Annotated in this window: 10 protein-coding genes and 1 riboswitch; of the genes, 6 read left to right on the top strand and 4 right to left on the bottom strand. The window is 65.1% G+C overall.

The annotated features are described in order from the left end of the window. The first annotated feature begins 65 nt into the window (after positions 1 to 65). Positions 66 to 1,022, top strand: coding sequence for an agmatinase (gene speB, locus U5798_RS31555; RefSeq protein WP_039339741.1), 957 nt, complete (start codon positions 66 to 68; stop codon positions 1,020 to 1,022). A 54-nt stretch (positions 1,023 to 1,076) separates the two neighbouring features. Beyond that, complete coding sequence (locus U5798_RS31550) at positions 1,077 to 2,402, top strand: MFS transporter (RefSeq protein ID WP_322084271.1); 1,326 nt, start codon at positions 1,077 to 1,079, stop codon at positions 2,400 to 2,402. Between the two features lie 98 nt (positions 2,403 to 2,500). Here the strand turns inward: U5798_RS31550 and metE are convergent, their stop codons facing one another. After that, positions 2,501 to 4,795 carry a 5-methyltetrahydropteroyltriglutamate--homocysteine S-methyltransferase gene (metE, locus tag U5798_RS31545; RefSeq protein ID WP_322084270.1) on the bottom strand — a complete coding sequence of 765 codons (2,295 nt, stop codon included), beginning with the start codon at positions 4,793 to 4,795 and terminating at the stop codon, positions 2,501 to 2,503. Positions 4,796 to 4,922: 127 nt separating this feature from the next. On the opposite strand from metE, the gene U5798_RS31540 reads away from it, so the two are divergent. Then, positions 4,923 to 5,831 (top strand): LysR family transcriptional regulator, encoded by a 909-nt coding sequence (locus U5798_RS31540; RefSeq protein WP_124456277.1) that lies wholly within the window; start codon positions 4,923 to 4,925, stop codon positions 5,829 to 5,831. Between the two features lie 27 nt (positions 5,832 to 5,858). Here U5798_RS31540 and U5798_RS31535 read toward each other — a convergent pair whose 3' ends face one another. Next, complete coding sequence (locus U5798_RS31535) at positions 5,859 to 6,581, bottom strand: CbtA family protein (RefSeq protein ID WP_124456278.1); 723 nt, start codon at positions 6,579 to 6,581, stop codon at positions 5,859 to 5,861. A 13-nt stretch (positions 6,582 to 6,594) separates the two neighbouring features. After that, positions 6,595 to 6,804, bottom strand: coding sequence for a CbtB domain-containing protein (locus U5798_RS31530; RefSeq protein WP_006488502.1), 210 nt, complete (start codon positions 6,802 to 6,804; stop codon positions 6,595 to 6,597). A 32-nt stretch (positions 6,805 to 6,836) separates the two neighbouring features. Then, positions 6,837 to 6,980: riboswitch (cobalamin riboswitch) on the bottom strand. Between the two features lie 46 nt (positions 6,981 to 7,026). Here U5798_RS31530 and U5798_RS31525 point away from each other — a divergent pair. From U5798_RS31525 to U5798_RS31515, 3 genes are all read left to right on the top strand, one after another. After that, positions 7,027 to 7,599 carry a histidine phosphatase family protein gene (locus U5798_RS31525; RefSeq protein ID WP_322084269.1) on the top strand — a complete coding sequence of 191 codons (573 nt, stop codon included), beginning with the start codon at positions 7,027 to 7,029 and terminating at the stop codon, positions 7,597 to 7,599. Between the two features lie 174 nt (positions 7,600 to 7,773). Then, the gene (locus tag U5798_RS31520; RefSeq protein WP_124456280.1) at positions 7,774 to 9,366 is read left to right on the top strand and encodes an inorganic phosphate transporter; all 1,593 of its coding nucleotides are present in this window, start codon (positions 7,774 to 7,776) and stop codon (positions 9,364 to 9,366) included. A gap of 295 nt (positions 9,367 to 9,661) precedes the next feature. Then, on the top strand, positions 9,662 to 10,405 hold the full coding sequence (locus U5798_RS31515; protein WP_322084268.1) for a 2OG-Fe(II) oxygenase: 744 nt from the start codon (positions 9,662 to 9,664) through the stop codon (positions 10,403 to 10,405). A 225-nt stretch (positions 10,406 to 10,630) separates the two neighbouring features. Here the strand turns inward: U5798_RS31515 and U5798_RS31510 are convergent, their stop codons facing one another. Further along, positions 10,631 to 12,055, bottom strand: a complete 1,425-nt coding sequence (locus U5798_RS31510) for a DHA2 family efflux MFS transporter permease subunit (protein WP_322084267.1) — start codon at positions 12,053 to 12,055, stop codon at positions 10,631 to 10,633. Positions 12,056 to 12,570 lie beyond the last annotated feature (515 nt).

Genomic DNA, 12,570 nt, shown 5'->3' with positions numbered 1-12,570 from the left:
GCGTAAAACTGTGCGCCAGGCCGCGTCGCATGATACGGCAACCCCACATCGGAAGAGGCATCCCCATGAACGACCACACCCATTTCCAGCCGCTCGGCGGCAATGAAATGCCGCGCTGCGGCGGCATCGCGACGATGATGCGCCTGCCGCACGTGGCGAGCGCCGAAGGCCTCGACGCCTGCTTCGTCGGCGTGCCGTTCGATCTCGGCACGTCCAACCGCACCGGCGCACGCTTCGGCCCGCGCCAGATCCGCACGGAATCCGTGCTGCTGCGCCCGTACAACATGGCCACGCGCGCCGCACCGTTCGATTCGCTGCAGATCGCCGACATCGGCGACGTCGCGATCAACCCGTACAACCTGCACGATTCGATCGCTCGCATCGAAGCCGCGTACGACGCGATCCTCGAGCACGACTGCAAGCCGATCACACTCGGCGGCGACCATACGATCGCGCTGCCGATCCTGCGCGCGATCCACCGCAAGCACGGCAAGGTTGCATTGATCCACGTCGATGCACACGCCGACGTGAACGACACGATGATGGGCGAAAAGATCGCGCACGGCACGCCGTTCCGCCGCGCGGTCGAGGAAGGCCTGCTGCACGGCGACAAGGTCACGCAGATCGGCCTGCGCGGCACCGGCTATGCGGCCGAGGATTTCGACTGGTGCCGCGAGCAGGGCTTCCGCGTCGTCCAGGCCGAGGAATGCTGGAACAAGTCGCTGGCGCCGCTGATGGAAGAAGTACGCGCACGCATCGGCGACACGCCCGTCTACATCACCTTCGACATCGACGGCATCGACCCGGCCTACGCGCCGGGCACCGGCACGCCGGAAATCGCGGGCCTCACGGTGCCGCAGGCGCTCGAGATCATCCGCGGCGCGAAGGGGCTGAACATCGTCGGCTGCGATCTCGTCGAAGTCGCGCCGCCGTACGACCCGTTCGGCACCACGGCGCTGCTCGGCGCGAATCTCGCGTACGAGCTGCTGTGCGTGCTGCCGGGCGTCGCGTACCGCGACTGATCGCGGCACCGCCACTATTCCAAATCAAAGGATTCCAGAGGAGCACACATCAAGATGGGGACTTCCGTCAAGCAACCGAAGCGGGCGGCGCTCGCGTCGTTCGTCGGCACCACGATCGAGTGGTACGACTTCTATAGCTACGCGACCGCCGCCGCCATCGTGTTCGGGCCGCTGTTCTTTCCCGGCGAAAACCGCTTCATCAGCCTGCTCGCGTCGTTCGGCTCGTTCGCGGTCGGCTTCTTCGCGCGGCCGCTCGGCGGTGTGATGTTCGGCTATCTCGGCGACCGCTTCGGCCGCAAGCGTTCGCTGCTCGCGACGCTGATGCTGATGGCCGTATCGACCGTCGCGATCGGCCTGCTGCCGACCCATGCGCAAGCCGGCGTGATCGCACCGATCCTGCTCGTGCTGATGCGCGTGCTGCAAGGCATCGCCGTCGGCGGCGAATGGGGCGGCGCGGTGCTGCTCGCCGGCGAACATGCGCCCGAAGGCAAGCGCACGTTCTTCGCGTCGTTCGCGCAGCTCGGCAGCGCGAGCGGCCTGATCCTGTCGATGCTCGCGTTCGGCGCGATCAGCACGCTGTCGAAGGACGACATGATGAGCTGGGGCTGGCGCGTGCCGTTCCTCGCCAGTTCCGTACTGCTGATCGTCGGCTTCGTGATCCGTGCGAGCGTGTCCGAATCGCCCGAGTTCGAGGAAGTCAAAAAGAGCGGCAACATCGCGCAAAAACCGCTGCGCGAAGCGCTCAAGGTCTGGCCGCTGCTGCTGCTCGCGATCGGCGCGAACGTGTACGGCATCGCCGGCGTGTATTTCAGCAACATCTTCATGATCAGCTATGCGACGCAGTTCCTTTCGCTCGACCGGTCGATGGTGCTGCATTGCATGACGATCGTCGCGGTGCTGCAGTTCGTCGTGCAGCTCGCGGCCGCGTTCCTCGCGCAGCGCTTCGGCACCACGCGCGTGCTGCTGATCACCGGCGCATGGGCCGCGATCGTCCCGTTCCTGATGCTGCCGCTCGTGCACATGGGCACGCCGGTGTCGATCACGGTCGGCGTCGGCCTCGCGACGCTCGCGGAATCGGGTTACTACTCGGTCGTGGCGGGCTTCGTGAGCGGCATCTTCGTCGCGCGGATCCGCTATACGGCGATCTCGATCGCGTACCAGGTGTGCGGCGCGCTTGCCGGCGGCCTCACGCCGCTGGTGGCGACCATCATCGCGCAGAACACCGCGCCGCAATGGTGGCCGCTCGCGATCCAGTACACGAGCGCGGCCGTGCTGTCGTCGCTGTGCGTGTGGCTGATCTCGCGCCGCGTCAGCATCGACGATGCCGGTGCGCCGCGCAAGCAGGACGACGTGCTGCCGCGCGCCGCACGCACCGCGTAACGCGAGTGCCCGCATGACGCAAAACGACCCGCTTCCGCGGGTCGTTTTCTTTGCCGTCCGGTCACCGGTCGCGACGGCGCCGCACCGCGCTCGCTGCGTTACTGCACCTGGTTGCGCAATGTCTTCGCGGCAGCAACCATGTTCGTCAGCGCCGGAATCACTTCCGCCCACTGGCGCGTCTTCAGGCCGCAATCCGGGTTCACCCACAGGCGTTCCGCCGGAATCCGTTCGGCCGCCTTCTTCATCAGGCCGACGATGTGATCCTGAGTCGGGATGTTCGGCGAATGGATGTCGTACACGCCCGGCCCGATTTCGTTCGGATACTTGAAATCGTCGAATGCGTCGAGCAGCTCCATGTCCGAGCGCGACGTCTCGATCGTGATCACGTCCGCATCCATGTCGGCGATCGACGCGATGATGTCGTTGAACTCCGAATAGCACATGTGCGTGTGGATCTGCGTATCGTCCTGCACGCCGTTCGCGGTGATGCGGAACGACTCGACCGCCCACTTCAGGTACTCGCCCCACTGCGCACGGCGCAGCGGCAACCCTTCGCGCAGCGCGGCCTCGTCGATCTGGATCACGCGTACGCCGGCCTTCTCGAGATCGAGCACTTCCGCACGGATCGCGAGCGCGAGCTGGTAGCACGACACCGAGCGCGGCTGGTCGTCGCGCACGAACGACCAGTTCAGGATCGTCACGGGGCCCGTCAGCATGCCCTTCATCGGCTTGTTCGTCAGCGACTGCGCGTACGTGATCCATTCGACCGTCATCGCCTTCGGGCGGCTGATGTCGCCGAACAAGATCGGCGGCTTCACGCAGCGCGAACCGTACGACTGCACCCAGCCGAACTGGCTGAACGCGTAGCCGTCGAGCTGCTCGCCGAAGTATTCGACCATGTCGTTGCGCTCGGCTTCGCCATGCACGAGCACGTCGAGTTCCAGCGATTCCTGTTCGCGGACGCTGCGCTCGATCTCGGCCTGCATCGCCTTGCGGTAGCCGGCTTCGTCCAGCGCGCCGGCCTTGAACTGGCTGCGCGCCTGGCGGATTTCGGCGGTCTGCGGGAACGAGCCGATCGTCGTCGTCGGGAAAGCCGGCAGGTTCAATCGCGCCGACTGCCTCGACGCACGCTGCGGATACGGGCTCACGCGGTTGCCGAGCTGCGCGTCGATGCGCGCGATCGCGGCCTTCACCGCCGGGTTGTTCACGCGCGGCGAGCGGCGGCGCGAATCGATCGCGGCGGCGTTCGCGGCGAGCGCATCGGCCACCTTGTCGCGGCCTTCGTTCAGCGCGGTTGCGAGCACCTTCAGCTCATCGAGCTTCTGCAGCGCGAACGCGAGCCACGAGCGGATTTCCGCATCGAGCTTCTCCTCGCTCGCGAGATCGACCGGCACGTGCAGCAGCGAGCATGACGGCGCGAGCCACAGGCGATCACCCAGTTGCTTCGCGAGCGGCTCGAGCCAGTCGAGCGTCGCGCTCAGGTCCGTCTTCCAGATGTTGCGGCCGTTGATCGCGCCCACCGACAGCACGCGCTCGACCGGCAGCTCGCGCACCAGCGCGTCGATTTCGTCGCGTGCGTTGATCGCGTCGACATGCAGGCCGTCGACCGGCAGCGACGCCGCGAGCGTCAGGTTGTCCTGAAGCTGGCCGAAATACGTGGCGAGCAGCAGCTTGATGCGGCGTGTTTCCAGCGCCGCGTATGCGGTGCGGAAGGCCTGGCGCCATTCAGCGTCGAGCTCGGTGACGAGGATCGGTTCGTCGATCTGCACCCATTCGACGCCCTGCGCGGTCAGCGTATCGAGCAGCGCGCCGTACACGGGCAGCAGCTTCGGCAGCAGCGCGAGGCGATCGGAATCATCCTTCGCCTTGCCGAGCCACAGGTACGTGACGGGGCCGAGGATCACGGGCTTCGCGTTCACGCCCTGCGCGTTTGCCTCGGCCAGTTGCTGCAGCAGGCGCGACGGGTCGAGCGAGAAGTTCGTGTCCGCGTGGAACTCCGGCACGATGTAGTGGTAGTTCGTGTCGAACCACTTCGTCATTTCACCGGCCGCGACACCGCCGCAGCATGCCGCGTGTTCTTCCGCCGACTGCGCCGACCGGCCGCGCGCGACGCGGAAATAGTTGTCGAGCGCGTCGCCATGGAAGTCCTGCACGCGCTTCGGCAGGTTGCCGAGCGTGAAGCTCATGTCGAGCACCTGGTCGTAGAACGCGAAATCGCCGATCGGCGTGAGATCGAGGTTGCGCTGGTCGTGCCAGTGGCGCTGGCGCAGCTCGGCACCGAGCGCCTTCAGATCGTCACGCGACGACTCGCCCTTCCAGTAGCGTTCGAGACCGAACTTGAGTTCGCGCTTCGCGCCGATGCGCGGAAAACCGAGGTTGTGTGTCGTCACCATGAGCTGCCGTCCAGAGAAGAATTGAAGATCCGGCAGCCATCATAGGGATTTCAAACCATGAAATAAAATGGCATTATTTCATTCATCCATTAAAACTGTTCATGCATTCGTTGCGCGAGCGAAATCCATGCTGGAACGATTCCATCTCGTCGTCATTCGTGAAGTCGAGCGCCAAGGCTCACTGACCGCGGCCGCCCATGCGCTGCACCTCACGCAATCGGCGCTCAGCCATACCGTCCGGAAAATCGAGCAGCAGCTCGGCACGCCGATCTGGGACCGCGAAGGCCGCGGCCTGCGGCTCACGCAGGGTGGGCAATATCTGCTGAAGCTGGCGAACCGGCTGCTACCGCAGTTCGAACTCGCCGAAGAGCGGATGAAGCAGTACGCGAAGGGCGAGCGCGGCACGCTGCGCATCGGGATGGAGTGCCACCCGTGCTACCAGTGGCTGCTGAAGGTCGTGTCGCCCTACCTGTCGCGCTGGCCCGACGTCGACGTGGACGTGAAGCAGCGCTTCCAGTTCGGCGGCATCGGCGCGCTGTTCGGCTATGACATCGACGTGCTCGTCACGCCCGATCCGCTGAACAAGCCGGGGCTGCGCTTCGATCCCGTGTTCGACTACGAGCAGGTCCTCGTGGTCGCCGACTCGCACCGGTTCGCGAACGCCGACTACGTGACCCCCGAGCAACTGACCGACGAGATCCTGATCACGTACCCGGTCGAGACCGACCGGCTCGACATCTACAACCAGTTCCTGACGCCGGCCGGCATCGTGCCGAAGCGGCACAAGTCGATCGAGACGACCGACATCATGTTGCAGATGGTGGCAAGCGAACGCGGCGTGGCCGCGCTGCCGAGATGGCTGGCCGACGAGTATGCAGACCGGATGGCGGTCGTGCCGGTCAAGCTCGGCAAGAAGGGGATCACGAAGCAGATCTTCCTCGGCATCCGCGAAGCAGACGCATCGATCGACTATCTGGCCGCGTTCGTCGCGCTGGCGCGCGAATCGACGGGGAGTGCGCCGCGCATGCTGCGCTAGGCGCGCCCCGCTCTGCTGCGCTGCGCGTCAGGCAGCGCGCAGGCCGATGCGCTCGCTGCGCTCGACCCAGGCGCCGAACAACAGGCCGATCGTCGTCCACATGATCACCTGCATGCCGATCGCCGCGACGCGGAACTTCCACAGCACGGCCGCCGGGAAATCGGCCGGCAACTCGCTGACCGACGGCAGCCCGACCTGCACGGCCGCGATGATCGCGACGAACACGAGCCCTGCGACGATCGACGCGTTCCACTGGCCGAGCTTCGCCAGCAAATGGCGGCGCACGCTGACCGAGAACACCATCGTCGCGACCGAGATCGCGATCATCAGGAAGAACAGGCCCGTGCGGTAGCCGATCGTGTCGGGATCGCCGACCGACGGCGGATTGGCCGGGTACTTGAGGTTCGGCACGATCACGAGCGCGATGAACGCCGCCAGCGCGAGCCACGCGGCCAGCGGCCGTGCGGGAAGGCGGCTGCCTCGCCCGTAGGCAAACGCGAAGACCAGCGAGAACAGCCCGCCGAATGCCGCGCCGTAGGTCACGACACCCGTCAGCAGCCCGAGGCCCGCCTGCGTGTGGCGGCTGACCAGTTCGGGCTCCGGTGCCTCGCCATTGGCGGCCGTGGTTTTTTCTTCGAAGGAGATCGCCTGATCGACTTGCGGTTCGCCGACGATTCTGGCGAAACCGAACGTGAGGAGGCCTGCGGCGATGCCTGCGAGCATCCCGCGCATGAGCAGCTTTCCGACCATCACGGCCTCCGCGTCAGTGGCAGGGAAAGCCGAGCAGATGGCGGCCGTCGTGGACGAACTCGTGGACGTACATGCCCGGCACGAGCGACGTCGCGCCCTGTTCCGCGCCGACGAAATAAAGCGCGAGCAACAGGATCAGGCCGACGAACACGGCCCACGGCAACAGTTCGCGGACGGGGATGGGTGCCGGCACGACCGCCGGCTTCAGCACTGCTTCACTCATGGATGCACCTCAGGGGATTCGCGCCCCGACAAATGTTGAATGGGTACGAAGGCAGGTCTGGCTTCCGGGATCATCGATTCCCCGGTTACAGTGGCGCGACCGCGCCGGAATTGCACCGGCTTCCGCGTTTCGTATCGGGCGAATTGTACGCGCGAACGTTCGCGTATTGAAGTGATCGCACGGTGGCGATTGCGTCCCGCTCCGGATTCCCCGAAAACCGCCATGACCCTGCATGCCTCGCTGCACCTGATCGCACACGCATCGACCCGGGCGATGCGCACCGGCACGTTTCCCGACGACGATCCGCTCGATGCTCGCGAGCTCGCCGACGCCGCTGAACTGCGCGACCGGTGGGCAGGCGTTAATGGCTCGCTCGTGCTGTGCAGCCCTGCCTGTTGCGCGCGGCAGACCGCCGAAGCACTCGGGCTACATGCCGAAGTTGACGACGCGCTGCGCGACATCGACTACGGCAACTGGCGTGGCCGGCGCTTGCACGACCTCGCACGCGACTTGCCGGACGAGCTGGATGCGTGGATCGGCGACCCGTCAGCGTCGCCGCACGGCGGCGAATCGTTCGACGCCGCCATGCGCCGCGTCGGCATCTGGTTGAACGCGCTGCAGCGTGACCGCGACATCGTCGCGGTCACGCATGCGACGATCGTTCGCGCGGCTGTCGCGCATGCGTTGCGGATGGATTCGAAGACAGCGACCCGCCTCGACATCGCGCCGCTGTCCTGCACGACGCTCGTCGCATCACCGCACGGGTGGACGTTGAGCACGGACGACAACGCGTAGCCCGTATTGCGCTCACTATGTGGACGACGATGCGGGCCGGTACCTCGCGTTGCACATGCATGCCTTCAATTTCCTTACGCATCGGCAAGGTACACCGTTCGTGGTCCCGACTGTCATCAAACTGACTGCTGGCCGCAGATAGGATCGGACGCGGTTCCCTTACGAGATGCCGTCATGAATCAACCTGCTTCGTCCGCACCGAACAATTCGGGCTCCGTCGAACGCACCAGGCAGGTCGGCTATGCCGTCTTCCTGCTGGTGCTCGCGCTCGGCGCGATCTATATCGCCACGCACCTGATCGACGATCTGTCGCCGGTCCGCGAAGGGAAGCTGTTCCCTTACCTGCTGCTCGGCGCCGCGCTGCTGATCGCGCTCGGCTTCGAATTCGTCAACGGCTTCCACGACACCGCGAACGCGGTCGCCACCGTGATCTATACGCACTCGCTGACGCCGAACGTCGCGGTGATCTGGTCCGGCATGTGGAACTTCCTCGGCGTGATGGTCTCGAGCGGCGCCGTCGCGTTCGGCATCCTGCAACTGCTGCCGGTCGAGCTGATCCTGCAGGTCGGCAGCGGCTCGGGCTTCGCGATGGTATTCGCGCTGCTGATCGCCGCGATCGTCTGGAACCTCGCGACCTGGTATTTCGGGTTGCCGTCGTCGAGCTCGCATACGCTGATCGGGTCGATCATCGGCGTCGGGCTGATGAACCAGCTGATGCACGGGCCGTCCGGCACGAGCGGCGTCGACTGGGGCCAGGCGCTCGGCGTCGGCAAGTCGCTGCTGTTCTCGCCGATCGTCGGCTTCCTGTGCGCGGCACTGCTGCTGCTCGTGCTGAAGACGCTTGTGCGGATTCCCGAGCTGTACAAGGAACCGCCGAAGGATCAGCCGCCGCCGTTCTGGATTCGCTGCCTGCTGATCCTGACCTGCACGGGCGTGTCGTTTGCGCACGGCTCGAACGACGGGCAGAAAGGGATGGGCCTCATCATGCTGATCCTGATCGGCACGGTGCCGACCGCGTATGCGTTGAACAAGGCCGTCACGCCGGCCGAATCGCAGACCTTCGTGGCCGTCGCGAACCAGGCGGCCGCGACGTTCGGCAAGTACACGAACGGCGTCGCGCCGTCCACGAACCCGCGCGCCGACGTCGAACACTACGTGCAGCGCCGTGAACTGACGCCTGCCGTGCTGCCGGCCGTGCAGCAGCTGTCGACATCGCTCGCGACGGCAGTCGGCGCGTCGGGGTCGATGGCCGCCGTGCCGCAGCGCGACGTCGACAACGTGCGCAACACGATGTATCTGGTGTCCGAAGCAATCCGCCTGATCGAGAAGTCGGGCCAGCCCGCGTTCGCCGCCGACGACAAGCTTGCGATCGACAACTATCGCAAGCAGCTCGACCACGCGACCAAATTCATTCCGACGTGGGTGAAGGTTGCCGTCGCGATCGCGCTGGGCCTCGGCACGATGGTCGGCTGGAAGCGGATCGTCGTGACCGTCGGCGAGAAAATCGGCAAGCAGCATCTGACCTACGGACAGGGCGCATCGGCCGAACTCGTCGCGATGCTGACGATCGGCGCCGCCGACGTGTACGGGCTGCCGGTGTCGACGACCCACGTGCTGTCGTCGGGTGTCGCGGGCACGATGGCGGCGAACGGGTCAGGGCTGCAATGGGGTACGGTGCGCAGCCTCGTGCTCGCGTGGGTGCTGACGCTGCCGGCGTCGATCGTGCTTGCCGGCGCGCTCTACTGGTTGTTCCGGTCGATGGCTTGATTCGCGTTGCGACGGGTGGCCGGTGTGCGCTGGCTGCCTGTCGTGGAAGATTCGCTTCTCCGCTTCTCCGCCTGCCCGCCTTTCCACCTTTCCGCACTGATACGTCGCAGCCTTCGATGTATCGTGCGCGCCGCATGCCCTCCTCCCCCTTCCGAATTGAAGCGCAAGATCTGGAGCGCATCTGCGCACGAACGTCGCTAGACTGGGGGCATCATTTTTTGTGGCTGCAACCGTGCACGCAACGCTTCCGAGCATTCCGCGCGGCGCCACATCGCTGACGAACCGAGGAACGCCCGTGAACATCGCCGATCTGCAACCTGCCATCGAATCGCCGGACATCGCGCAACGCGTCGACACCATCGACTGGCGGACCGTCGGTGCCGAGCTCGATCGTTATGGATGCGCGCATGTATCGGGCCTGATTTCGCCGGACGAATGCGATACGCTTGCGTCGCTCTATCCGCGGGATGCACTCTATCGTTCGCGCGTCGTGATGGCGCGGCACGGATTCGGCCGTGGCGAATACAAATACTTCGCGTACCCGCTGCCTGCGGCCATCGCCGAGCTGCGCGCGACGATCTATCCGCATCTCGCACCCATCGCGAATCGCTGGAACCAGGCACTCGGAATCGACGTCCGTTATCCGAACGACCACGCGACCTTCCTCGATCGCTGCCACGCGGCGGGACAAACGCGACCGACGCCGCTGATCCTGCAATACGGTCCCGACGACTACAACTGCCTCCATCAGGATCTCTACGGCGAACACGTGTTTCCGCTGCAGGTCGCGATCCTGCTGTCGGCGCCGGGCCGCGATTTCACGGGCGGGGAATTCGTGTTGACGGAACAGCGGCCACGCATGCAATCACGTACCGAAGTGGTGCCGTTGATGCAGGGCGACGCGGTGATCTTCGCCGTGCACGGCAGACCCGTGCAGGGAACGCGCGGCGTCTATCGCGTCAACCTGCGCCACGGCGTGAGCCGAATTCGCAGCGGCCATCGCCACACGGTCGGCATCATCTTTCATGACGCGCAGTGACAACAGTCGGGATGAGCTTGGTGTCGTCTCGGCATTCGTGGCTCGGATGATTTCAGGGTCGCGCCAGGCGCACCGCGCGGTCTGCTCACGCTACTGCAGCCGCGACGAATGAGCGATTGCGCTGACCGTCGGGCCATCACACCCGCACCGGATCGACGTTTCAGGTGAGCAGCGGAAAACAGCCTCGCTCACCTGTCGTGGTGCAGATTCGATTAGCCGTTCGGCCTACCCTCGCGCCATAGTCGCCCGCAGCCGATCGCCTGCATCGGAGGCCAGCCGTGCATAGCCCGGCAACGTCAGCAGCGCGAGCACACCTGCCGCGACGAATGCCCAGCGGAAATCGTCGAGCACGTAATGCATGCCGGCCGCATCGCCGCGCACCAACGACGCGAGCCGCAGCGACAACGCACCGAACGCGATCCCCATCCCGATCGTCATCTGCTGCGCGGCGCTCCACAGCGTGCTGGCCGCGCTCGTCTGATGCGCCGGGATATCCGCATAGGCGAGGGTCGCGAGCGTCGTGAACTGCATCGACCGCGTCAGTCCGTAGACGAATACGACGAGCAGCGTGATCGCCAGCGGCGTCGACGCGGTCAGCCAGCCGCACGCGATCGTGAAGAAGCCGACGATCGTCACGTCGACGAGTGCAACGCGCCGGAAGCCATATCGGTCGAGAATCCACGACGTTCCAGCTTTCATCCCCAGATTGCCGAGCGCGCTCGCGAGCAGCAGCAGGCCCGACTGGAACGGCGACAGCCCGAAGCCGATCTGGAACAGCAGCGGCAGCAGGTAGGGCACGGCGTTGATCGCCATTCGCGTGACCGAACCGGTGATCACGGTCACCGAGAACGTCGGCACCTTCAGCGTCGTGAAATCGAGCAGCGGATGTACGCAGCGTCGTGCATGCAGCCACGCGGCCGCACCGAACAGCACGCTCGCCCCCACCAGGACGCCCGCGCGCGTGAAATCGACATCCTGTTGCCCGGCCGCTTCGGTGCCGATCAGCAGGCAAGTCAGCGCACCACCGGCCAGCACGAATCCAACCCAGTCGAGCGGCCGTTGCTCGTCAGCCCGCGTGTTCCGGACGATCAGCCAGGTACAGACGAGCGCGGCAATACCGAACGGGACGTTCAGCAGGAAGATCCAGCGCCATGACGCGTAGGTCGTGATGAAGCCGCCGATCGGCGGCCCGACGACAGGCGCGACGATGCCCGGCCACGTGATCGTCGCGATCGCACGCATCAGCTTGGCCTTCTCGGTGCTCCGCACGACGATCATCCGTCCGACCGGCACCATCATCGCCCCACCGACGCCCTGCAGCAGCCGCGCAGCCGTGAACGTCACGACACCCTCGGACAGCCCGCACAGCACCGATGCCCCGGTGAACACGACGATCGCACTCGCGAATACCGTGCGCGATCCATAGCGATCCGCGATCCAGCCGCTGATCGGGATGAACACCGCCAACGCCAGCATATAGGCCGTCATGCCGAGGCTCAGCGCATTCGGACCGACACCGAACGAGCGCGCCATTTGCGGCAACGCAGTCGCGATCACGGTCGTGTCGAGGTACTCCATGAAGAACGTTGCGGCGACGAGATACGGCAAGAAGTCGGTCGTCCGACTACCTTGGGCAGGGCTGTCAGTCATGAACGATGCGGGAGAAGGAATGCAGAAGACACCGATCGCCGGCAGATGCAGGCAGATGCCGCGAATCGGGACGAATGCCGATATTACCCCGAAGGGCCTGCTCGCCGCTCTGCAGCACATATCGAGCAAACGGACTTTATGCGCATAGATTTTTATGGAGATTTCTGGCGCGTTCGCCGGAGGCACGCACGATCAGGTCGACCTGGTGCGTCGAAAATCAGGTGGATGGCGCGGTGAGTTTATTGGTATAAATCGGCATTTGTCGACTATCGTCGACGAACGTCGGTCATCATCATCCATCAAGGCATCGCCGCTGGATTCGTCGACATCGATCGGACACTGACTGAAGATGGAATGGCGCAGTCGGTAGAAGAACGTGCCGAGGATTTCTTGGGTGCCTGACGACCGATCGCTCGAGGCCGCGAAGATCCTGATTCGAGGTCATCGACGCTTCAGCTCGAGCCGCATTGCGCCTGGCCGACAGCCTGCACGCATTTCTGCCGCCGAAATGCAAA

Source organism: Burkholderia sp. BCC1972, assembly GCF_905339605.1.
Taxonomy (GTDB): Bacteria; Pseudomonadota; Gammaproteobacteria; order Burkholderiales; family Burkholderiaceae; genus Burkholderia.
The sequence above is the reverse complement of the archived record's forward strand: the minus strand, read 5'-3'. Positions and strand labels throughout refer to the sequence as shown.

Coding starts and splice junctions, on each gene's coding strand:
- metE (WP_322084270.1), bottom strand. CDS start 4,795: ATGGTGACGACACACAACCTCGGTTTTCCGCGCATCGGCGCGAAGCGC.
- U5798_RS31520 (WP_124456280.1), top strand. CDS start 7,774: ATGAATCAACCTGCTTCGTCCGCACCGAACAATTCGGGCTCCGTCGAA.
- U5798_RS31530 (WP_006488502.1), bottom strand. CDS start 6,804: ATGAGTGAAGCAGTGCTGAAGCCGGCGGTCGTGCCGGCACCCATCCCC.
- U5798_RS31535 (WP_124456278.1), bottom strand. CDS start 6,581: ATGGTCGGAAAGCTGCTCATGCGCGGGATGCTCGCAGGCATCGCCGCA.
- speB (WP_039339741.1), top strand. CDS start 66: ATGAACGACCACACCCATTTCCAGCCGCTCGGCGGCAATGAAATGCCG.
- U5798_RS31550 (WP_322084271.1), top strand. CDS start 1,077: ATGGGGACTTCCGTCAAGCAACCGAAGCGGGCGGCGCTCGCGTCGTTC.
- U5798_RS31540 (WP_124456277.1), top strand. CDS start 4,923: ATGCTGGAACGATTCCATCTCGTCGTCATTCGTGAAGTCGAGCGCCAA.
- U5798_RS31510 (WP_322084267.1), bottom strand. CDS start 12,055: ATGACTGACAGCCCTGCCCAAGGTAGTCGGACGACCGACTTCTTGCCG.
- U5798_RS31525 (WP_322084269.1), top strand. CDS start 7,027: ATGACCCTGCATGCCTCGCTGCACCTGATCGCACACGCATCGACCCGG.